At 68.9% G+C, this 22,438-nt stretch carries 17 protein-coding genes; 6 read left to right on the forward strand and 11 right to left on the reverse strand.

Annotated features, from left to right (window positions below; all coding sequences use genetic code 11):
* Positions 1-292 precede the first annotated feature (292 nt).
* The 4 genes from sigM to K7G59_RS10755 form a co-directional block, all read right to left on the reverse strand.
* The gene (gene sigM / locus K7G59_RS10740) at positions 293-1,015 is read right to left on the reverse strand and encodes an RNA polymerase sigma factor SigM (RefSeq protein WP_225832703.1); all 723 of its coding nucleotides are present in this window, start codon (positions 1,013-1,015) and stop codon (positions 293-295) included.
* A 27-nt stretch (positions 1,016-1,042) separates the two neighbouring features.
* Positions 1,043-2,764 (reverse strand): protein kinase family protein, encoded by a 1,722-nt coding sequence (locus tag K7G59_RS10745; protein ID WP_225832706.1) that lies wholly within the window; start codon positions 2,762-2,764, stop codon positions 1,043-1,045.
* 118 nt (positions 2,765-2,882) lie between these two features.
* Entirely contained in the window at positions 2,883-5,234 is a 2,352-nt protein-coding gene (gene murJ, locus K7G59_RS10750) for a murein biosynthesis integral membrane protein MurJ (protein ID WP_225832709.1), read from the reverse strand.
* 45 nt (positions 5,235-5,279) lie between these two features.
* Positions 5,280-7,655, reverse strand: a complete 2,376-nt coding sequence (locus tag K7G59_RS10755) for a DUF6049 family protein (RefSeq protein WP_225832710.1) — start codon at positions 7,653-7,655, stop codon at positions 5,280-5,282.
* Positions 7,656-7,929: 274 nt separating this feature from the next.
* Here K7G59_RS10755 and K7G59_RS10760 point away from each other — a divergent pair, with 274 nt between their 5' ends.
* Positions 7,930-9,396, forward strand: a complete 1,467-nt coding sequence (locus K7G59_RS10760; RefSeq protein ID WP_225832712.1) for a CCA tRNA nucleotidyltransferase — start codon at positions 7,930-7,932, stop codon at positions 9,394-9,396.
* A gap of 101 nt (positions 9,397-9,497) precedes the next feature.
* Here K7G59_RS10760 and K7G59_RS10765 read toward each other — a convergent pair whose 3' ends face one another.
* From K7G59_RS10765 to K7G59_RS10780, 4 genes are all read right to left on the reverse strand, one after another.
* A complete protein-coding gene (locus K7G59_RS10765; protein ID WP_225832714.1) occupies positions 9,498-10,070 on the reverse strand; it encodes a hypothetical protein in 573 nt (190 codons plus the stop codon).
* A gap of 101 nt (positions 10,071-10,171) precedes the next feature.
* The gene (locus tag K7G59_RS10770) at positions 10,172-11,449 is read right to left on the reverse strand and encodes an MFS transporter (protein WP_225832717.1); all 1,278 of its coding nucleotides are present in this window, start codon (positions 11,447-11,449) and stop codon (positions 10,172-10,174) included.
* Between the two features lie 94 nt (positions 11,450-11,543).
* Positions 11,544-12,626 carry an inositol-3-phosphate synthase gene (locus tag K7G59_RS10775; protein WP_225832720.1) on the reverse strand — a complete coding sequence of 361 codons (1,083 nt, stop codon included), beginning with the start codon at positions 12,624-12,626 and terminating at the stop codon, positions 11,544-11,546.
* 44 nt (positions 12,627-12,670) lie between these two features.
* Positions 12,671-13,354: a PadR family transcriptional regulator gene (locus K7G59_RS10780; RefSeq protein ID WP_225832722.1), complete on the reverse strand. Its 684-nt coding sequence runs from the start codon at positions 13,352-13,354 to the stop codon at positions 12,671-12,673.
* A 396-nt stretch (positions 13,355-13,750) separates the two neighbouring features.
* Between K7G59_RS10780 and K7G59_RS10785 the strand changes: the two genes are divergently transcribed.
* Both K7G59_RS10785 and K7G59_RS10790 read left to right on the forward strand, forming a co-directional pair.
* A complete protein-coding gene (locus K7G59_RS10785; RefSeq protein WP_225832724.1) occupies positions 13,751-16,405 on the forward strand; it encodes a transglycosylase domain-containing protein in 2,655 nt (884 codons plus the stop codon).
* A gap of 189 nt (positions 16,406-16,594) precedes the next feature.
* The gene (locus K7G59_RS10790) at positions 16,595-18,151 is read left to right on the forward strand and encodes a glycosyltransferase family 87 protein (RefSeq protein ID WP_225832726.1); all 1,557 of its coding nucleotides are present in this window, start codon (positions 16,595-16,597) and stop codon (positions 18,149-18,151) included.
* Between the two features lie 75 nt (positions 18,152-18,226).
* Here K7G59_RS10790 and K7G59_RS10795 read toward each other — a convergent pair whose 3' ends face one another.
* The 3 genes from K7G59_RS10795 to K7G59_RS10805 all read right to left on the reverse strand — a co-directional run bounded on the left by K7G59_RS10795 (position 18,227) and on the right by K7G59_RS10805 (position 20,966).
* Entirely contained in the window at positions 18,227-19,258 is a 1,032-nt protein-coding gene (locus tag K7G59_RS10795; RefSeq protein ID WP_225832729.1) for an alanine racemase, read from the reverse strand.
* 82 nt (positions 19,259-19,340) lie between these two features.
* On the reverse strand, positions 19,341-20,462 hold the full coding sequence (femX, locus tag K7G59_RS10800; RefSeq protein WP_225832732.1) for a peptidoglycan bridge formation glycyltransferase FemX: 1,122 nt from the start codon (positions 20,460-20,462) through the stop codon (positions 19,341-19,343).
* Between the two features lie 183 nt (positions 20,463-20,645).
* The gene (locus K7G59_RS10805) at positions 20,646-20,966 is read right to left on the reverse strand and encodes a hypothetical protein (protein WP_225832734.1); all 321 of its coding nucleotides are present in this window, start codon (positions 20,964-20,966) and stop codon (positions 20,646-20,648) included.
* Positions 20,967-21,195: 229 nt separating this feature from the next.
* On the opposite strand from K7G59_RS10805, the gene rpsF reads away from it, so the two are divergent.
* The 3 genes from rpsF to rpsR all read left to right on the forward strand — a co-directional run bounded on the left by rpsF (position 21,196) and on the right by rpsR (position 22,425).
* Positions 21,196-21,486 carry a 30S ribosomal protein S6 gene (gene rpsF / locus K7G59_RS10810; protein WP_003956532.1) on the forward strand — a complete coding sequence of 97 codons (291 nt, stop codon included), beginning with the start codon at positions 21,196-21,198 and terminating at the stop codon, positions 21,484-21,486.
* A 75-nt stretch (positions 21,487-21,561) separates the two neighbouring features.
* Positions 21,562-22,131, forward strand: a complete 570-nt coding sequence (locus tag K7G59_RS10815; protein ID WP_225832736.1) for a single-stranded DNA-binding protein — start codon at positions 21,562-21,564, stop codon at positions 22,129-22,131.
* 57 nt (positions 22,132-22,188) lie between these two features.
* Complete coding sequence (rpsR, locus tag K7G59_RS10820) at positions 22,189-22,425, forward strand: 30S ribosomal protein S18 (protein ID WP_003949403.1); 237 nt, start codon at positions 22,189-22,191, stop codon at positions 22,423-22,425.
* Positions 22,426-22,438: the final 13 nt, after the last annotated feature.

The raw sequence follows: 22,438 nt of genomic DNA on the forward strand, positions 1-22,438 counted from the left end.
CGGGAGATTGCGTCCGTCCCGTCGGTGTCTTCGGGTGCGGTGGCGTTCAACAAGGCTTCGGCGGCAAGGGCGGCGTCGATACGACCGGCGACGTCTGCCGGCATACGCGGCGGGCCCGGAAGCGTCCCCAACAGGCCCCGGATCTCCTCCAGGGAGGCATAGACGTCGGCGCACAGCTCGCAGCCGTCAAGATGGCGCCGTATGTCCGCGGTCCGTGAGGGTGGCAGCAGGCCTTCGGTGAGGTCGGAGATCTCTGTGACGTCCGGGTGCCCGGTCGTGTCCGTCGTGGAAGTCACGCTCGCCCACCTCCGCCCTTCACTACGGCTGAATCGCTCGGTCCCATGCCCGGGGGGCTTTCCTGCGGTCCCGCTGCGGGTGGGACGGATGTCCCGTGTACCCGGTTCCGTCCCGACCCGGGTTCTTCTCCGGCCTCTGCGCCGTCGGGGCGCAGATGGGTGAGCAGGGGCAGAAGTCTGGCTCTGCCCCGGGCGCACCGGCTCTTCACCGTCCCCGTCGGGACGTCGAGGATCCGGGCCGCCTCGGCCACGGGGTATCCCTGCATGTCCACGAGGACCAGGGCGGCACGCTGCTCGTAGGGAAGCGTGCCGAGGGCTTCGAGCAGCTGCCGGTGCACGTCGTTGCGCTCGGCCGGGGCAGAGGCCGCTTCATGCGGCTCGAGCAGCTGCTCCAGCCGCTCGGTGTCGTCCACCGGCGAGGTCTTGCGCGAGGAGGCCTTGCGGGCGCGGTCGAGGCAGGCGTTGACCGTGATCCGGTGCAGCCAGGTGGTGACGGCCGACTGTCCCCGGAAGGTGTGGGCCGCCCGGTAGGCCGACATGAGCGCGTCCTGCACCGCGTCGGCGGCCTCCTCGTGGTCCCTCAGCGTCCGCAGTGCCACGGCCCACAGCCGGTCCCGGTGCCGCCGCACGATCTCCCCGAAAGCCTGGGGGTCGCCCTCCACATGGCGGGCGAGCAGATCCCGGTCGCTCACTCCGTCGTATGCGGCGCCCTCTGCCATCTGTCCCCTCCGGTTCCGGGTGAGACGTCAGCCCGTGAACTTCACTTCGGTGATGGCCTGCTTGAAGCCGGCACCGGCGTAGGCGGCGGCGTCGTAACCCGAGTTCGGCACGGCCGTCAGCCACACCAGGACGTAACGCGTCTTCACGGCCTTGCCGGGCTTCACCGTGGCGGTGGTGCCGGTGGTCGTGGCTTTGCCGAGCCGGGTCATCGAGTTCAGCGGCCCCGGTGTCAGCGAATCGGCCGCGTACAGCTCGACCGTGGTGTGGTCTCCGGAGTAGCGCAGGTCGACCGTGGCGGTGTTCAGATGCTGGGCCGAGCCGAGGTCGTAGACGATGCCGACGCCGGGCTTGTACGGCGCCAGCTCGGGACCGGCGGTGAAGGTCCTTGTCCGCCAGTACGTCGACGTGCTGCCGTCGTACGTCTTGTCGACATCGGCGGGGTGCTGGGCACCGCCCTCGGCAATGTACTCCTGGCTGTCCTGGATCTTTATCGGCGTCAGCTTCGCCTTCGTGCCGTTCTTGTCGCCGTCGCCCGTCTGCTGGCTCTTGTTCGTGTCGTCGGACTTGTCCTTCTGCCCCATCAGGGCGTCCGCCAGTTGCCAGCTTCCCAGGCCGAGGGCCGCGATGAGGAGGGCGGAGACAGCCCACTTCAGGACCTTGCCGGTGCGGCTCTGCAGCGGAGGCGGCGGAGGCGCGATCGGCTGCGTGGCACCCGGGTGCGGTGCGGGGCGGCCGTACGTGCCCTGCTGGTAGGTCGTGCGCTGGTACTCCGGCGGTGCGGTGAACGCCGGCTCCGGCGGGCGGATGCGGGGCATCTCGCCGATCGTCTTCACGAGTTCCTCGGGCGTGGTGCACGGGGCCTCGTGCCGGGACGCGGTCGCCCCGTCGTTGGCGAGGGCGCGCATGGCCAGTTCGGACAGGCCGCGGTGGACGCCGGCCCGCACCTGGTCGGGCGCGATCAGGCCGACGTCCTTGGGCAGCCCGGACAGGCCGTAGGCGTCGTTCTCGTACGGCCAGCGCTGGGTCAGCGCCGCGTAGAGCAGAGCGCCGATCGCCTCCGTGTCGGTGCGCTGCGGGGTGTCGGAGCTGACGCCGCGGAGCGCGGCGTTCACCGCGAGGCCGCGGATGCGCCACTGGCCGGTGGACGTGCGCAGGACGGCGTTGGGGTTCAGTCGTAGATGGGCCAGGCCCTCGCGGTGCGCGGCGGCCATGGCGGAGGCGACCTGACTGACCATCTGGTAGGCGTCGTGCGGCTCCAGCGGTCCGGCCGCGAGCAGAGCGGTCAGTTCGACGGCGTCGGGCAGCCATTCGTGCACGACGTACACGAGGTCGTTCTCCTCGACGGCATCGAGGACCTGGACGAAGCGCGGGTCACCGAGCAGCGCGGAAGAACGGGCGGAGGCGAGGACGGAGCGGGCGCGCGCATGGTCCGCGGGCAGGACGTGGACGCCGACGGCACGACGGAGTTTCTCGTCGACCGCACGCCAGCTGCTGAATCCGTCCAGACGGGTGACGCACTCCTCGAGGCGGTAGCGTCTGGCGAGTTTGTGACCGCTGTGCAGTTCGGGGGGCGAGGACTTCTTCCCGGGACCCTCGGTCCCGCCGCTTCCCTGTGCTTCGTCGCTGTCCGTGTCCCGCTCCGGGTTCTTGGCCACCCCGTCGGCCGTGGACTGGTCCGCCTTGGCGGTCAGCGGCTGGTCACCGCTGTTGTCTGCCACGTCGACGGCAGCCGTGCTCCGTTCCGCCACCGTCGTCCCTGCCTCCCCATCCGTTGCGCGCTGTCCGACGCCGAAACCAATTGTGCCCACAGTCCGCTGCTATGCACGACACACAGCCGCGGGCGATGGTTGTGCGACTACCCCCGCCTCAGCGCCCCAGTCGTCCGCGGACCATTCCCACGAGCGAGTTGAGTTCCTCGATGCGCATGCGGCGGGCGGCGACGAAGAAGACGCCGAGCAGGACCGCACCGCCGACGAGGAGCGCGGCGAAGGAGCCGACGACCCCCTGGCCGAGGGTGCGCCCGATGCCGTAGCAGGCCACGCCGCTGAGCAGGGCCGCCGGCACCGAGGCGATGCCGAGCCGTGCGTACGTCCGCAGTACCCGTGCGCCGTCCAGGTCGCCGCCCAGCCGCTTGCGCAGCCGCCGCCAGGCGACGCCCACCCCGATGGCGTAGGCGAGGCCGTAGGCGCCGGCCATGCCGACCACCGCCCAGCGGGACGGCAGCAGGACGTAGCAGAGCACCGAGGCACCCGCGTTGACCGCCGCCACGATGACGGTGTTGTAGAAGGGCGTGCGGGTGTCCTCGTAGGCGTAGAAGGCGCGCAGGACGACGTACTGCACGGAGTACGGGATCAGGCCGAGGGCGAAGGCCATCAGCATGTAGCCCATGTTGGTGGCGTCGCCGGTGCCCGCGGAGCCGAAGATCAGCGTGCACATCGGGATGCCGAGCGCGAGGAAGCCGAAGGCGATGGGCACAATGGCGACCGCGGTGGTGCGCAGGCCCTGGGAGATGTCGTCGCGGACGGCGCCGCCGTCGCCCTCGGCGGCCGACCGTGAGATGCGAGGCAGCAGCGCAGCCATGAGGGACACCGTGATGATGGCCTGCGGCAGGCCCCAGATCAGCTGGGCATTGGCGTAGGCCGCGAAGCTGGTGCCGCCGACGCCGGAGTCCTTGCCCGCGGCGGTGGACAGCTGGGTCACGACCATGGCGCCCGCCTGGTTGGCGAGGACGAACAGGACCGTCCACTTCGCGAGCATCGCGGCCTTGCCCAGGCCGTGGCCTCTCCAGTCGAAGCGCAGGCGGATCCGGAAGCCGGTCTCGCGCAGGTACGGGATCATCGCCAGCGCCTGGACGACCAGGCCGAGCAGCACGCCGATGCCCAGCAGGCGCTGGCCCTCCGGCGGGATGTTCTTGACCGTCATGTGGGAGTTGGCGGCGGTGCCGTAGACCCAGATGAACATGCCGAGCGTCACGATGATGACGATGTTGTTCAGGACAGGGGTCCACATCATCGCGCCGAACTTTCCTCGGGCGTTGAGGATCTGGCCCATGACCACGTGGATGCCCATGAAGAAGATCGAGGGCAGGAAGTAGCGGGTGAAGGTGACGGCGACGTCGTTGGCCGCCGGGTTGCTGGCGACCGGGTTCGACAGCAGGCGCACCAGCAGTGGCGCCGCGAACATCGCGAGTCCGGTCAGCGCGGCCAGCGCCACCATCACGAGGGTCAGCAGCCGGTTGGCGAAGGCCTCGCCGCCGTCCTCGTCCTCCTTCATGGACCGCACCAGCTGCGGGACGAACACGGAGTTGAGTCCGCCGCCGACGGTGAGGATGTAGATCATGGTCGGCAGCTGGTAGGCCACCTGGAAGGAGTCGGCCAGAAAGCCGAGGCCCAGCGCCGCGGCGATCAGCGCCGAGCGGATGAAGCCGGTGAGGCGGGAGACCATCGTGCCCGCGGCCATGACCGCGCTGGACTTCAGCAGGCCGGACGCCTTCCCGCCCTTCTTCGCGGGACCTGACGGACCCGGTGCGGGGACCTCGGCCGGAGGCTGGTCCGGGGCCGGGGTCGGTACAGGTGGCTGCACCGGCTGCCCGAAGCCAGGAACGGCGGGAGTGGCGGCAGCGGTGGGAGCGGTCGGGTACGGGGTCTGGGCGTAGGGGGCGCCCGCGTAGGGGTTCGTCTGCTGGGGGCCCTGCCCGGCGCCCGGCGCCGCAGCCGGGCCGGGGACGGCCGGCGGTTGCACCTGCGGATATCCGCCGCCCTGATGCTGGTCCCGGAAGAGGTGCGCGAAGGCGTCCGGCTCGTGGTGCTCCTCGCCGGAGTGTGTGACCAGGTCGTCCACGCCCACGAACTGGGTGGTGCGCGGATCGTCGCCGTACGGCAGGTAGGGGGTGGCACCCTCTGGCTCCGGTGCAGGGGTCTGCGCCCACACCCGGGGATCGGGGGCGTACGGGGACTGGGCCGGCGGGGCGTACAGCGGCTGCTGCTGCTCGTACGTCCCCGGAGGCGGCGGCGGGTGCGCGGCACGGTCGTACAGCGCCTCGGCGACCGGGTCCTGGGCGGTCAGGTCCTGCGCCCGGTAGGGGTCCTGGTCGTAGGCGTCCTGGAGATACATGTCCGCCGCGTGCTGCGGCGGCACCTGGCCGGCCTCGGGCGGCGTCCCGGGGTAGCCCGAGCCGGCCGCGCCCTGGCCGCGTTCACCGTCGTACGGCGCGTTCATGCTTACCCCACCTCATCGTCCCGGGCCCAGCTGCCACGACATCGCTCAACGGTCCACTCTCTCACCCGTCCCGGACGGGTCGGTGTTTTCCGGTGCGGTGTCCGGCCCATGGTCACTCTGCTGCTCCGGGTCATCTGCCCCGGACGCGGGGTCGGACTCCTCGGGGAGACGGTTTCCGGACGTGTCCGGGTTCCCGGGCTCGTCGGTTTCCTTCTCCGCCGTGTCGGGGCCGTCGTCCTCGGCCTGGCGGGCGGCACCCCGCTTGCGCTGGGTGTACATGCGGAAGCCGGCGAGGACGAGAAGGAGCACACCGCCGCCGATGACCAGCATGACGGTGGGGGTGACCTCGGTGACCTTCACGTCGAAGCTGACGGCCTTCCCGTACTCCGTGCCGTCCTCGGTGTACAGCTGGGCGATCACGGTGACCCGGCCGTTGGCGTTGGCCGAGGTGGTGAACTTCACGGACTGGCTGTGTCCGCCGGAGACCTCGACGGGCTGCTCGTAGTAGGCCTTGCCGCCGATCTTCAGGCGGGTCGGCATGGTCGAGGTGAGCCGCAGGACCAGGTGGCCGACAGGCTGGACGAGGTTGTTCTGGACGGTCACCGGGATGGTGGCGCTGCGGCCGGAGAGCTTGGTCTCCGACTTGTCGATCAGCTTGACCTGGTCGGCGAGGTCGTCCAGCCAGGCCTCCACCCCGCCCCGGAAGACGCGGGCCGCCGTGCGACGGCCCCGCCACGACGTGGACATCTCGCGGTTTATGGCCCGCCCGAAGGGGGTGACGACCCGGGACTGGTCGGTGAGGACGACCTGGAAGTTGTCGAGCTTGTCCTGTGTGCGTGCGATCTGCGCGAAGGCCTTCCTCGGCAGTTCGTGCCGACGCAGCGAGGACGGGTACGCGGACGTCGACGGGATGCGCGTGGTGGCGCTCGGGTCGGGCTTGGCCTTCGCAGCCGCGGTCAGGCCCTGTGACTCGGTCCAGGTCCCGCCCTCGAGCGCCTCCACAGCCGCCGCCATGGCCTGCGCCTGACTCGTGGACGGCATCCGCTGCGGAGCGACGACGATGCTGCGTTCCTCGTTCGTCTGCGCGTTCAGAGCCAGGCTCTGGGCGAGGAACTGCTGCACGGCGAGTGTGGCCGAGCCCGCCTTCGTCAGGTCGCCCTCGAAGGCCTTGGACAGCCGGGCGTCGGCGACCACGGCCGTGGTGCCGCCGCCGATCGGGCGGGCCGCGGAGGGCGTGTAGGGCAGTCCGGCGGTCTCCTGGAGGCTGTCACTGCGGGCGATCACCCGGTCCGCTCCGGCGGAGGTGGCGACCTTGATGATCGACGGGTCGACGGCGCCTTCCACGGGCCAGGCGAAGTCGGTGCTGGGTGTGACGTGGAGCACCGTCTTGACGGTGGTGGTGGCGACGTCGGTGGCGTCCTTGAGGTGGCTGAGCGAGCCGGTGACGCTGGTGCCGTTGTGCGCGAGGGAGGCCAGGTCCGGGTCGGCGAAGGGCAGCGCGACGATCTCCTTGCCCGCCACGGCCTTCTGCAGCTTGGCGAGCCACTGCTTGGCGAGCGCCTGGGACTGCCGGGGGGCGGGCGTGGTGGTGTCGTCGCCGGCCGGGAGCCGGTAGTTGCCCGCCATGGCGTCCACGGACGCCAGCAGGTCGGGGTCGATCACCCAGGTGACGTCGAGAGCCTTGCCCAGATCCACCATCGTGGAGAGCCGGCCACCCGGTGCGATCTCCTTGGCGAGGGCGTCGTTGAGGAAGATCGGTGTCTGTAGTTCACCGGCGCCGGTTCTGGCCGTCATATGGACCGAAGAGAGCAGCGGCCACAGGAAGGTCGTCTTCGTCTTGGTGTCGGGTTCCGAGGGCTGCCACGGCAGGAACGTGCGCTGAATCCCGAGCACCCGGCCCCACGGCTGATCGGACGTCTGGCCGAAGAGGGCGACATCGAACTCGTAGACCCCGTCCTGGCCGAGGTCGAGCTTGTCCACGGGGACGGAGATGCTGAAGTGCTCGGCTACGCCCGGGGCCAGCTTGGCGAACTTCTCCTCGTACTTGCCGCCGACCTCTGAACCTGTGCCGAACTGCACGTCGTCGAAGTGCTGGGCGATGCTGTCGATCGACGAGCGGGTGTTCAGCGGCAGGCCCACGTGCAGACCCACGTGCGCGTCGGTGACGGTCTGCTTGCCGTTGTTCGTCACCGTGCCCGACACGGTGACCGTGTCGCCATCGGTGGGCACGCTGGGGCTGAGCGAGTCCAGGGCGACGGAGACCCTGTCCGAGGAAGAGGAGGATGCCTGCGCGGGGCCGGCGCCGGGCAGCTGGAGCAGTCCGGCCAGCAGGGGCGCTCCGGCGAGCAGGGCTCCGGTGCGCCGCAGCCAGCGGCGGGCAGGTGAGGCACTGGTCCCCTGGAAGTCTGCCGCCTCGGCCACGCGCTCGCCCGTCCCTCGTCGTCAGTGGTCGTCGGAATGTGCGTCCACGCATGGTAACGAGGCGCGCTGAGCGGAAGTGCCGCGGTCTCCGCCACAAGATCGGAGAGCATCGGTGAACCGCCCTCTATATCCAGTATCGAGTGGAGAGCGGCTGTACGCCGCAAGAGCATCGCTTGCGGCGGGTATGCAGGGGGCTGTCCGCCGCTTCCGCGCTGTCCGGGGTCCCTGTAAGGGAGGCGCTCGACGCCGTCGGAGCCACGTACCCTTTTCTGTTGTGCCGAACCCCAACGATGACACTTCCTCTGCCCTGAACCAGGCGCAGCGGCGCGCGGTGAGCGAGCTGCTGCGGGTGGCCCCCGTCGCCGACGACCTCGCCCGCCGATTCCAGGAGGCCGGGTTCTCTCTCGCCCTGGTCGGCGGCTCGGTACGCGACGCGCTGCTCGGTCGGCTCGGGAACGACCTGGACTTCACCACCGACGCCCGCCCCGAGGACGTACTGAAGATCGTGCGGCCCTGGGCGGATGCCGTCTGGGAGGTGGGGATCGCCTTCGGCACCGTCGGCGCGCAGAAGCGGGCCCGGGTCCAGGACACGGACTGGAACTTCCAGATCGAGATCACCACCTATCGGTCGGAGGCCTACGACCGCACCTCGCGCAAGCCCGAGGTGTCGTACGGCGACTCCATCGAGGAGGATCTTGTCCGCCGTGACTTCACGGTCAACGCGATGGCCGTCGCACTGCCGGAGAAGGAGTTCATCGACCCGTACGGCGGCCTGGAGGACCTGGCGGCCCGAGTGCTGCGCACGCCCGGCACGCCGGAGGAGTCGTTCTCGGACGACCCGCTGCGGATGATGCGTGCCGCCCGGTTCGCTGCCCAGCTCGACTTCGAGGTGGCTGCGGAGGTCGTCACCGCGATGAAGGACATGGCCGGGCGGATCGAGATCGTCTCGGCCGAGCGGGTCCGGGACGAGCTGAACAAGCTGATCCTCTCCACGCACCCCCGCAAGGGCCTGACCCTGCTGGTCGACACCGGGCTCGCCGACCACGTCCTGCCCGAGCTGCCGGCGCTGCGCCTGGAGAGCGACGAGCACCACCGGCACAAGGACGTCTACGAACACACGCTGATCGTGCTCGAGCAGGCGATGGCGCTGGAGCAGAGCGGCCCCGACCTCACGCTTCGGCTGGCCGCGCTGCTGCACGACATCGGCAAGCCGCGCACGCGCCGCTTCGAGAAGGACGGCCGGGTCTCGTTCCATCATCATGAGGTGGTCGGCGCGAAGATGACCAAGAAGCGTATGACCGCGTTGAAGTACTCCAACGAACTGGTGAAGGACGTCTCGCGGCTGGTCGAACTTCATCTGCGTTTCCACGGCTACGGCACCGGGGAGTGGACGGACTCGGCGGTGCGCCGCTACGTCCGTGACGCAGGCCCCCTGCTGGAGCGCCTGCACAGCCTGACCCGATCCGACTGCACCACCCGGAACAAGCGCAAGGCCACCGCGCTGTCCCGGGCCTACGACGGCCTGGAGGCGCGCATCGCCCAGCTCCAGGAACAGGAGGAGCTGGACGCGATCCGCCCGGACCTCGACGGTAACGAGATCATGGAGATCCTTGGCGTCGCCCCCGGCCCCGCCGTCGGCCAGGCGTACAAGCACATGCTGGAGCTGCGCCTGGAGAACGGTCCGATGGAGCGTGAGGCCGCGGTTGCGGCGCTCAAGGAGTGGTGGGCCGAACAGGGCTGAGGCCATGCGTCAGGGCTGTGTTTCACGTGAAACACACCCCCAGACGCAATCGAGGGGCGATGTTTCACGTGAAACATCGCCCCTTGCCGTCTCGGTGGCTGCTACTTCTTGTAGTCCTTCAGGCAGAGCAGGAAGTCGCTGCCGCGCTTCTGCTCGGTGTAGGCGTACTGGAAGTCCTTGGCCTTGGTCTGGCATGTGATCTGCGCCGAGGCTCTGGAGAAAGAGCCATCGACCTTGGCCAGCACCACATACTGGGCCTTCGACGAGCCGCAGTCGACGACCTCGAGGTCCGGGCTGGTGTCGCTGCTGCTGCCACGGTGCATGCAGTCGCCGACCTTTGCCGTGTCGGCATCGTTCCGGCTGGCCAGATAGCCGCCGACGGCCACGCTGAGGCCGATCACGACGATGGCGATGTTTTTGATCGTCTTGAAGCTGAGCTTGCGTCGGGGCTGCGGGGGCACCGGAGCATACGGAGCGCCGCCCTGCTGCGGGTAGCCGGGCTGCGGCGGGTACGGAGCCTGACCCTGCTGGGGATAGCCGGGCTGCGGCGGGTACGGAGCCTGGCCCTGCTGCGGGTAGGGGGCTTGACCCTGCTGCGGGTAGCCGCCCTGCTGCGGATGGCCTCCTTGCGGCGGGTACGGAGCCTGACCCTGGAGCGGCGGCGGAGTAGTCACTTTGGGGGTCCCCCTGGAACGTTGGTTCGCATAGCACTGGGTAAGACCCAAGTAAGTTAGCGGCTGACAATGACACCCCTGTAACTCAGGGGGACTCTGTGTCATTGATGTGACACTCTGCGCCGCTCAAAGCGGCCCATAAACACAGCAACCGTCCCGTAGACAACAGCGACCGCGACAACAAGAGGCGCAGAGCGGCCGTCCGGCGGGAGCATCAGGGCAGCCACTCCGGCGGCGCCGACGAAGGCGACGTTGAAGAGGACGTCGTAGACGGAGAAGATCCGGCCCCGGAAGCCATCGTCCACGGACGCCTGGACGATGGTGTCCGTGGAGATCTTGGCGCCCTGGGTGATCAGACCCAGCACGAAGGCCGCGACCAGCAGGGGGCCGGTGGCGAACGGCAGACCGAGCGCTGGTTCCAGGACCATGGCGGCGCCGGAGCAGACCGCGATCCAGCGGCCAGGGCCGAACCGCCCCGCCGCCCACGGTGTCACCACGGCAGCCGTGAAGAAACCCGCTGCGGACACCGCCAGTGCGAGGCCGAGCAGCCTGAGTCCCTCGTCGGGATTCGCGGCGAGGCTGTACCGGCAGAGCATGAGCAGCAGGACGAGCAGCGCGCCGTAGCAGAAGCGCATCAGCGTCATCGAGGCCAGCGCCCAGACGGCTTCCCGGCGCCGGGGACCGGCCAGATGCCTGACGGCCGCCAGCAGATCGCGCGCGGTGACGGCGAGCGCGGTCCGCAGGTGGGGCCGTGTCGACCCCCGGTCGGGGCCGAGCAGGTCCGGAGCCATGCTCAGTGCGGTCAACGCGGCGCACAGATAGAGGAAGGCACCCAGCAGCACCACCGTGGCATCGGAGCCCGAAGCGGCGAGCCGGACGGCGAAGGCGAGGCCGCCACCCGCGGTCGCGGCGAGCGTTCCGGCCGTCGGGGAGAGGGAGTTGGCGAGCACCAGGCGGTCGGCGTCGACCACGCGCGGCAGAGCCGCGGAAAGCCCGGCGAGGACGAAACGGTTGACGGCCGTGACGCACAGCGCGGAGGCGTAGAACAGCCAGTCCGGGACATGGCTGACCATCAGCCCGGCGGTCATCACGGCCAGGAGGGCCCGCAGCAGATTGCCGTGCACGAAGACCTGTCGGCGCCGCCACCGGTCCAGCAGAACGCCGGCGAACGGGCCGACCAGCGAGTACGGGAGCAGCAGGACCGCCATCGCCGAGGCGATCGCGGCGGGTGTGGCCTGCTTCTCCGGGGAGAAGACGACGTACGCCGCGAGCGCGACCTGGTAGACGCCGTCGGCGCCCTGGGAGAGCAGGCGCACCGACAGCAGGCGCCGGAAGTTCCGCAGACGGAGCAGGACGCGCAGGTCACGGACGACGGGCATGGGGCACAGCCTCACACATGCGGAGGGTCCCCGGGTCGTGGAACCCGGGGACCCTCACAGCCCTGGCAGGAGCGTTGTCGGCGAGCAGCGGTGCTTAGCGCTCGACCTCGCCGCGGATGAACTTCTCGACGTTCTCGCGGGCCTCGTCGTCGAAGTACTGGACCGGCGGGGACTTCATGAAGTACGAGGACGCGGAGAGGATCGGGCCGCCGATGCCGCGGTCCTTGGCGATCTTCGCGGCGCGCAGGGCGTCGATGATGACACCCGCGGAGTTCGGGGAGTCCCAGACCTCGAGCTTGTACTCCAGGTTCAGCGGGACGTCACCGAAGGCGCGGCCCTCGAGGCGGACGTAGGCCCACTTGCGGTCGTCGAGCCAGGCCACGTAGTCGGAGGGGCCGATGTGGACGTTCTTCTCGCCGAGGTCCCGGTCGGGGATCTGGGAGGTGACGGCCTGCGTCTTGGAGATCTTCTTGGACTCCAGGCGCTCACGCTCGAGCATGTTCTTGAAGTCCATGTTGCCGCCGACGTTCAGCTGCATCGTCCGGTCGAGGATGACACCGCGGTCCTCGAACAGCTTCGCCATGACGCGGTGCGTGATGGTGGCGCCGACCTGGGACTTGATGTCGTCACCGACGATCGGCACACCGGCCTCGGTGAACTTGTCGGCCCACTCCTTGGTGCCGGCGATGAAGACCGGAAGGGCGTTGACGAAGGCGACCTTGGCGTCGATGGCGCACTGCGCGTAGAACTTCGCCGCGTCCTCGGAACCGACGGGCAGGTAGCAGACCAGGACGTCGACCTGCTTGTCCTTCAGGATCTGGACGACGTCGACCGGCTCGGCGTCGGATTCCTCGATGGTGGCGCGGTAGTACTTGCCGAGGCCGTCGAGGGTGTGGCCGCGCTGGACGGTGACACCGGTGGTGGGCACGTCGCAGATCTTGATGGTGTTGTTCTCGGAGGCGCCGATGGCGTCGGCGAGGTCCAGGCCGACCTTCTTGGCGTCGACGTCGAACGCGGCGACGAACTCGACGTCGCGCACGTGGTAGTCACCGAACTGCACGTGCATCAGGCCGGGGACCTTGGACGCGGGGTCGGCGTCCTTGTAGTACTCGACTCCCTGAACCAGCGACGCGGCGCAGTTGCCCACGCCGACGATGGCTACGCGAACCGATGCCATTCCGGTTGCTCCCTGTGTGTACGAGTGAGGCCCTGGCTGGGCCGTCACGTGGCGGTGTCGCCGGGCGTATCCGTCCGGGGGGTTTCCCCGGGACGGGGCAGGCCGCCCGTCGATCCAGTTGTGGTGTCCTGCTGAGCGGACCCCCCGGACACGGAACCTCTCAGGTCCCGCCCGGCCCGCTCGCTCTCGATGAGCTCGTTCAGCCAGCGCACTTCGCGCTCCACGGACTCCATCCCGTGGCGCTGGAGCTCGAGGGTGTAGTCGTCGAGGCGCTCCCGCGTGCGGGCCAGGGAGGCGCGCATCTTCTCCAGGCGCTCCTCCAGGCGGCTGCGACGGCCCTCCAGTACGCGCATGCGCACATCACGCGAGGTCTGCCCGAAGAAGGCGAACCGTGCGGCGAAGTGCTCGTCCTCGTACGCGTCGGGACCGGTCTGCGAGAGCAGCTCCTCGAAATGCTCCTTACCTTCGGCCGTCAACCGGTAGACGATCTTGGCGCGGCGCCCGGCGAGGGGAGCGGTGAGGGCGTCCTCATGGGTGCTTCCGGGTTCCTCGGTCAACCAGCCGTTGGTGACCAGCGTCTTGAGGCAGGGATACAGGGTCCCGTAGCTGAAGGCACGGAACACACCCAGTGACGTATTGAGTCGCTTACGCAGCTCGTAGCCGTGCATGGGGGACTCGCGCAGCAGGCCGAGCACGGCGAACTCGAGGATGCCGGAACGTCGGCTCATCGTCGCCTCCTCTCGGTCCGCAGTGCCCGCGCACCGCACTCACCACGTCTTCTCAGCGTCTTTATCTCACACTGATGTATCGACTCGATACATCATGACGATAGAACGGCCTTCCGGGTGCGACAAGAGGGAGGGTGGTGAACGGGATCACATCCATGATTCCCGTGAGGTAAGTTGCCTTCTTTGGGGTGAACTTCCGTATTAGATGCGTTTTGGCGGTGCGTAGTGTGTGCGGCATGCACACCGCCGGGAACCAAGCGACGTCTGGGGAGCGTCGTCGTCCCCGGTGCAGTACGGGTGAATGCGCAACCGACCACATCCGTACTCCGGGGGGACCGGAAAACAGCCGCCGTTCCAGGCGCGCAGGGGTGCGCCTGCCCGAGGAGTAGTCGTTCGATGAGCGAGCACCGTCGCAAACCGCCGCAGCCGCAGGGAGGCGGACGTGCCGCGGCCCGACGCGGCCAGTCCGATGCGTCCTCCGGCCGCCGTGCGGCACCGCGAGGCGCCACCGGGTCTCCTGCCGACTCCTATGGGTCCAGTTCCTATGGGGCGGACTCACGCGACTCGGGGGGTGAGGAGCGCCCTTACGGCGGCCGTGCCGAGGCCCGCCGGGCGGCGCAGCGAGGCGGTCGGCGCAGAGCCGCCGACAACGCGGCGCCGGGCCGCCGCGGTGGTCCGGGAGGAACCGGTCCCGGGCGCGGCAGGGGACGGGCGGCGGCAGCGCCGGGCAAGAAGCGGTTCATCGACTACCCGCGCGCGGGCAAGTTCGGCTGGCGCCGCTGGGTGCCCTCCTGGAAGCTCGTCTCGGGGATGTTCCTCGGCTTCGTCGGCAGCCTGGTCGTGATGGTCGGCGTCGGCTACGCGATGGTGTCCATTCCCAACGAGAACGACGCGGCCAAGTCCCAGAACAACGTCTACTACTGGGCCGACGGCACCCAGATGGTGGCCACGGGCACCGGTGTGAACCGGCAGAACGTCAGCATCGACAAGATTCCCAAGGCGATGCAGTTCGCGGTGATCTCGGCCGAGAACAAGTCCTTCTACCAGGACTCGGGCGTCGACCCCATGGGTATCCTGCGCGCCCTGGCCAACATGGCGCGCGGCGGCCAGACGCAGGGTGGTTCGACGATCACCCAGCAGTACGTCAAGAACACGTACCTCAGCCAGGAACAGACGGTCACCCGCAAGTTCAAGGAGATGTTCATCTCCATAAAGGTGGGCACGAAGCTCTCCAAGGACGACATCATGCGGGGGTACCTGAACACGTCGTACTTCGGCCGCGGCGCCTACGGCATCCAGGCCGCCGCGCAGACGTACTACGGCAAGGACGCGGTCCAGCTCACGCGGAGCCAGTGCGCTTTCCTCGCCGCGCTGCTCAAGGGCCCGACGTACTACGACCCGGCCGGCAACGCCGACCTCGACAAGGCGGCGACCGCCGCGGCCAACACGGAGCGCTCCAAGGCGCGCTGGGCCTGGATCCTCGGTGAGATGCACAAGGACAAGCACCTCACCGACGCCCAGTACCAGGAGGCCATCAAGAAGTACCCCAGTCCTCAGGGCCGCAAGGCGACCAAGGGCATGACCGGCCAGATCAGCTATCTTGCCGACACGGCCAAGAAGTACGTGCTGAGCCACTCCGACATCACGGAGGCACAGTTCGACAAGGGCGGGTACCAGATCTACACGACCTTCCAGAAGGACAAGGTCAACGCCCTGAGCGCCGCCGTGAAGAAGATCCAGCAGCAGCGTCTGCACCCCAAGACGGAGCCCAGGGACAAGTACGTCCAGTTCGGCGCGGCGTCCGTGAATCCGAGCGACGGGGCGATCGTCGCCCTCTACGGCGGTGACGGCTACGAGAAGGGCCACTTCACCAACAACGCGGACACCTCGGGTGTCCCCGTCGGCTCGACGTGGAAGCCGTTCGTGCTCGCCGCGGCGATGGAGTACGGCACCTACAAGTCCGACGGTCTGGGTATCTCCCCGCTCAGCAAGTACAACGGCGACGACCACCTCAAGGTCAGGCGACCGGACGGGACGTACTACCTCAACAAGGACAACTCGACCTTCTATCAGAACAACGAGAGTCCTCACCCCTGGGGCTACATCACCCTGCGCAAGGCCATGGAGCAGTCCATCAACACGCCGTTCGTGCAGCTCGCCGTGGACGTGGGACTGCAGAAGGTCCGGGACGTCGCCCAGGCGTCCGGCGTGCTGGACGAGAGCATGTCCAGCCTCAACCCGTCGTTCGCCATCGGTACGTCCACCCCGAGTGCGATCCGCATGGCCGACGCCTACGCCACGTTCGCGGCGTCCGGCATGCACAGGGACCCGTACTCGGTGACCAAGGTCAAGTACAACGGCGAGGACAAGCCGGGCTTCACCAAGCCGAAGTCCAGCCAGGCGATGCCCGCCAACGTGGCGAACAACGTCACGGACGTCCTGCAGAACGTGATCCAGAACGGTACGGGTCAGAACGCCAAGGCCCTGGGCCGTACCGCGGCCGGCAAGACCGGTACGACCGACAAGAACAAGTCCGCCTGGTTCGTCGGCTACACCCAGCAGCTGTCGACCTCGGTGGCCATGTTCCGTGAGAACCCCAAGGACCACAAACTGCTCTCCATGAACGGCACCGCCGGCGTGGACTCCATCCACGGTGGTGACATCCCGACCTCGGTGTGGACCGAGTACATGAAGCTCGCACTGCAGGGCCAGAACGACCCCGGCTTCCCGGACGCCACCAAGATCGGCAGCGTCCAGGACGAGGTCGGCGCGCCCTCGCCGACCCCGACGGTCGCGGCCACGCCGAGCGCCACGCCGAGTGCCAAGCCGAGCCCGTCGCCCAGCGAGAGCACGACCGGGCCGTCGCCGTCGGCGAGCCAGACCTGCAACGGCTGGAGCTGGAAGTGCAACAGCACCACCGGAGGAACGACGACCGGCGGCACAGGCACCAGTCCGAGCCCCAGCCCCTCAGCCAGTGACACGACCGGGACCACGACCGGCAGTACCAAAGGCAACGGCAACGGCGGACTCTTCGGCGGCACCCAGGGCTGACCGATGACCCGAAGGCCGGTGCGCGGCGCTTCCTCGCGGGGCGCCGTGCACCGGCCTCTTGGTTGACCGGGCGTCGGCGTTGAGACGGGCCGCGGTGCGGAGGCCGGCCGAACGGGGCCCTGACGGGCCCAGCCGAGCCGCCTGGGCGGACCCGCGCCGTTCTCAGGCCCGTAGGGCAGGATGTGCCCCATGCCCAGTGCAGAGATGACGCCCTCGAGCGTGCACCGGCCCGAGCCCCCGCGGCCCGCCGGGGCGGAACCGGTGCGGCCGACCCGCGAGGACGAGGTCGCGGCGGCCGGCAGTGAGCTGATCGGCGGCCCCATCGGGCGGCGAGCCCTGACCGGGACCTCCTGGCTGACTCCCGTCCGGGTGGTCGTCCTCGTGGCGATCGGCATGTTCGCCCTGGGCCTGGTCCAGAAGGCGCCCTGCTACCACAGCGGCTGGTTCTTCGGCGCCAGCTCCCAGTACACCCACGCCTGCTACTCGGACATCCCGCACCTCTACCAGGGGCGCGGCTTCGCCGACGGGCTCGTGCCGTACTTCGACCGCATCCCGGACGACGTCTCCGGCGGTATGGGCTACCTCGAATACCCGGTGCTCACCGGCCTGTTCATGGAGGTGGCGTCCTGGCTGACCCCGCACAGCGGCAGCATCCAGCACCAGGAGAAGTGGTACTGGTTCGTCAACGCCGGAATGCTGATGGCCTGCGCGGCCGTCATCGTCGTCTGCGTGTCGCGTACCCACCGCCGGCGCCCCTGGGACGGCCTGCTGGTCGCCCTGGCCCCCGCCTTCACACTGACCGCGACCATCAACTGGGACCTCTTCGCGGTCGCCCTGACCGCCGCCGCGATGCTGATGTGGGCACGGGGCCGCGCCGCCGCCTTCGGCGTTCTGCTGGGCCTTGCGACGGCCGCCAAGCTCTATCCCGTCCTGCTGCTCGGCCCGCTGCTCGTGCTGTGCTGGCGGGCGGGCCGATGGCGGGAGTTCTTCCAGGCCGTGGGCGCAGCGGCGGGTGCCTGGCTCGTGGTGAACCTTCCGGTGATGATCACGCACGACGCGACGGGCTTCCACATCCGCGAGGGCTGGGCGAAGTTCTACAGCTTCAGCCACGACCGGGGCGTCGACTTCGGCTCCTTCTGGCTGATCTGGGCGCAGAACTCCAGCCATCCGCCCAGCACCGACTTCGTGAACACCGCGGCCAGCGCCCTGGTGGTGTTCTCCTTCCTCGGCATCGCCGCGCTCACGTTCACCGCCCCGCGCCGGCCGCGCTTCGCGCAGCTGGCCTTCCTGATGATCGCGGCCTTCATCCTCACCAACAAGGTCTACTCACCGCAGTACGTCCTGTGGCTGGTGCCGCTGGCGGCCCTCGCCCGCCCCAAGTGGCGCGACTTCCTGATCTGGCAGGCGTGCGAGCTGGCGTACTTCCTGGGCATCTGGATGTACCTCGCGTACACGACCAGCGGCGACGCCCACAAGGGCCTGCCGACGCACGGCTACCACTGGGCGATCGTGCTGCACCTGCTGGGCACGCTGTACCTGTGCGCCGTCGTCGTACGGGACATCCTCATGCCGGAGCGGGACGTGGTGCGCCGCTCCGGCGACGACGACCCCTCGGGCGGGGTGCTCGACGGCGCGCAGGACGTCTTCGTGCTCGGCGCGGCGGCCCGTCCGCCGCGGCACGCCGCCCACTTCGACGTGCCTCATGTGGACTGGGGAAGCCGGTCCTCCGAGGACCGTTCGCTCTGAGCGAACGACCGAGAATGAAGGAAAGGCCGTACACGGAGTTCCCCGTGTACGGCCTTTTCGTCGTTCCAAGGGCCGTCAGCGGTCCACGAGCCGGTCGAACTGCGTGGTGGTGTGCCGCAGATGGGCGACCAGCTCGTCGCCGACCGTCGGCTCGGGGGCGTCGGCCGGGACGAACAGGATCGACACCTGCATGTGTGGCGGCTCCGCGAACCAGCGCTGCTTGCCGCCCCAGACGAACGGAGAGAGATTCCGGTTCACCGTGGCCAGGCCGGCCCGTGCGACGCCCTTGGCGCGCGGCATGACGCCGTGCATGGCCTTCGGGGCCTCCAGGCCCACCCCGTGTGACGTACCGCCCGCCACGACCACCAGGAAGCCGTCGGAGGCCGCCTTCTGCTGCCGGTAGCCGAACCGGTCACCCTTGGCCACGCGCGTGACGTCCAGGACGGCGCCGCGGTACTCCGTGGCCTCGTGGTCCCCCAGCCACAGCCGGGTGCCGATCCGGGCGCGGAACCGGGTCTGCGGGAACTGCTGCTGGAGCCGGGCCAGTTCATCGGCCTTGAGGTGGCTGACGAACATGGTGTGCAGCGGCAGCCGGGCCGCGCGCAGCCGGTCCATCCAGCCGATGACCTCCTCGACGGCGTCCGAGCCGTCGGTGCGGTCCAGCGGCAGGTGGATGGCGAAGCCCTCCAGCCGGACGTTCTCAATGGCCTGGTGCAGCTGCGGCAGGTCCTGCTCGCTGATGCCGTGCCGCTTCATCGAGGACATCACCTCGATGACCACCCGGGCGCCGACGAGGCCGTACACGCCGTCGACCGACGACACCGAGCGGATGACGCGGTCGGGCAGCGGCACCGGCTCCTCGCCGCGCCGGTACGGAGTGAGCACCAGCAGGTCGCCGCCGAAGAAGTCCTTGATGCTCGCGGCCTCGTACGTCGTGCCGACGGCGAGCAGGTCCGAACCGAGCCGCGTGGCCTCCTCCGCCAGCCGGTCGTGTCCGAAGCCGTAGCCGTTGCCCTTGCAGACCGGGACGAGCCCCGGGAACTGCTCCTGCACGTGCTTGTGGTGCGCCCGCCAGCGCGCGGTGTCGACGTAGAGCGTGAGCGCCATGGCCGGACCCGGAACCTTTCTCGTGGCTGGGTGGATCAGAGATGGATGAGCCGTGAAGGCTATGGAATCAAACGTCCGTGGCTCAACGGCGCGACATGTAGATGTCGAGCGCCTTGTGGAGCAGCTTGTTCAGCGGGAAGTCCCACTCGCCGAGGTACTCGGCGGCCTGCCCGCCCGTGCCGACCTTGAACTGGATGAGGCCGAACAGATGGTCGCTCTCGTCCAGCGAGTCGGAGATGCCGCGCAGGTCGTAGACGGTCGCGCCGAGCGCGTAGGCGTCGCGCAGCATCCGCCACTGCATCGCGTTCGAGGGCCGCACCTCACGGCCGATGTTGTCGGAGGCGCCGTAGGAGTACCAGACGTGGCCGCCGACGATCAGCATGGTCGCCGCCGACAGGTTCACGCCGTTGTGGCGGGCGAAGTACAGCCGCATGCGGTTGGGGTCCTCGGTGTTGAGGGCCGCCCACATGCGCTGGAAGTACGACAGCGGACGGGGCCGGAAGTGGTCGCGCACGGCCGTGATCTCGTACAGCCGCTGCCACTCGGCGAGGTCCTGGTAGCCGCCCTGGACGACCTCGACGCCGGCCTTCTCGGCCTTCTTGATGTTGCGGCGCCACAGCTGGTTGAAGTTCTTGTGGACCTCTTCCAGGGAACGGTTCGCCAGCGGCACCTGGTAGACGTAGCGGGGCTGCACGTCGCCGAAGCCGGCGCCGCCGTCCTCGCCCTGCTGCCAGCCCATGCGGCGCAGCTTGTCGGCGACCTCGAAGGCGCGCGGCTCGATGAAGTCGGCCTCCAGGTCGCGCAGCCGCTTCACGTCCGGGCTCTGGATGCCCTTCTTGATCGTCTCCGCGTTCCAGCGGCGGATGATCACCGGCGGGCCCATCTTCACGGAGAACGCGCCCTTCTGCTTCAGGTGCGCCAGCATCGGCTGGATCCAGTCGTCCAGGTTCGGCGCGAACCAGTTGATGACCGGGCCCTCGGGCAGATAGGCCAGATAGCGCTTGATCTTGGGCAGCTGGCGGTACAGGACCAGGCCCACGCCGACCAGTTCGCCGGTGCGCTCGTCGAACCAGCCGAGGTTCTCGGAGCGCCACTCCGCCTTCACGTCGGCCCAGGCCGGGACCTGCATGTGGCTCGCCGCCGGCAGGCTCTGGATGTAGGCCAGATGTTGCTCGCGGCTGATGGTCCTCAGGGTCAGGCTCATGTCGGGGCGCTCCTCGGGCTGGTGTGTCCCCATGGGGTCAGGGGCTCCGGCTCTCGCGCCGAAGCCTACTGCGCCGTCCGGGCGCCCCGACTGGGCATATGGCACCTTCACCCCGGCCCGTGGGCCACCGGGGCCTTCCGTGGCACCGCGTGAGGGTGCCGCCGGGGGTGGCGGCGGGCGGACTCAGCCGCCGACGAGGCCGCCGAACAGTCCGCCGTGTGCCATGCCGATCAGGAAGCCGATCCCCGAGGCACCGAGACCCAGGATCAGAACGGTCCGCTCGCGCGTGGTCACCGAGATCCACTGCCCGTACGCGCCGGTGAAGATCCCCACCAGGCCGGTCCAGGACGTGAGCAGATGCAGGCCGTGGAAGAAGGACGTGATGAACGACAGCAAGCCCAGGACCAGTGTCACCACCATCAGGGTGTCCTGGACGGGATGGGCCTTGCCGTCGGAGGCGAACAGGGATCCGGCGGTGTTGGGTCGCAATGCCTGCTGTGCCATGAGGCACCTCCTGCGGATCGCGGCGCACAGTAGCGCCTTACACACCCGATGTGTACAGATTGACGGTCTACGCGGCCGGATTTCAACCGGAAGCCGGTGTGCAGGTAGTCTGTACCGTCTGCACCGGTGTCTGTTCAGGCATGCCCAGACGGGTACCGATGCGCACGCATCACAACCCTCCTGCCACGGAACGACCGTGGCCGCTGAGTCCAAAGGAGGTGGGTTCCACATGCGTCACTACGAGGTGATGGTCATCCTCGACCCCGATCTGGAGGAGCGCGCTGTCGCCCCCCTGATCGAGAACTTCCTCTCCGTCGTCCGTGAGGGCAACGGCAAGGTCGAGAAGGTCGACACCTGGGGCCGTCGTCGTCTCGCGTACGAGATCAAGAAGAAGCCCGAGGGCATCTACTCGGTCATCGACCTGCAGGCCGAGCCTGCGGTCGTCAAGGAGCTCGACCGCCAGATGAACCTGAACGAGTCGGTCCTCCGGACCAAGGTCCTCCGCCCCGAGACCCACTGAGCTCTTCCGCTCAGCTGATCTCGGGATTCGAGTAGCAGCAAGCAGCCAGCAGCAAACCCGCCGAGAGGTTCCCCCATGGCAGGCGAGACCGTCATCACGGTCGTCGGCAATCTTGTCGATGACCCCGAGCTGCGCTTCACCCCGTCCGGTGCGGCGGTCGCGAAGTTCCGTGTCGCGTCCACTCCCCGCACCTTCGACCGCCAGACGAACGAGTGGAAGGACGGCGAAAGCCTGTTCCTGACCTGCTCGGTCTGGCGCCAGGCGGCGGAGAACGTCGCCGAGTCGCTCCAGCGAGGCATGCGCGTCATCGTGCAGGGCCGGCTGAAGCAGCGGTCCTACGAGGACCGTGAGGGCGTCAAGCGCACGGTCTACGAACTGGACGTCGAGGAAGTCGGCGCCAGCCTGCGCAACGCCACGGCCAAGGTCACCAAGACCGCCGGTGGCGCTCGCGGCGGCCAGGGCGGTTACGGCGGCGGCCAGGGTGGCGGCGGCTGGGGCGGTGGCCCCGGCGGCGGTCAGCAGGGCGGTGCTCCGGCAGACGACCCGTGGGCGACCGGTGCTCCCGCCGGTGGCAACCAGGGCGGTGGCTGGGGCGGAGGCTCCGGCGGCGGTGGCGGCGGCTACTCGGACGAGCCCCCCTTCTAGGTCCTCGGACCGGGGGCGGGTCGTACCCAAACTTCTTGATCACACAGGAGAAACACCATGGCGAAGCCGCCTGTGCGCAAGCCGAAGAAGAAGGTCTGCGCGTTCTGCAAGGACAAGGTCACGTACGTGGACTACAAGGACACGAACATGCTGCGGAAGTTCATTTCCGACCGCGGCAAGATCCGTGCCCGCCGCGTGACCGGCAACTGCACCCAGCACCAGCGTGACGTCGCCACGGCTGTGAAGAACAGCCGTGAGATGGCGCTGCTGCCCTACACCTCCACCGCGCGCTAAGGGAAGGGTGACC

This window comes from Streptomyces sp. NK08204, from assembly GCF_020400585.1.
Classification (GTDB): domain Bacteria; phylum Actinomycetota; class Actinomycetes; order Streptomycetales; family Streptomycetaceae; genus Streptomyces.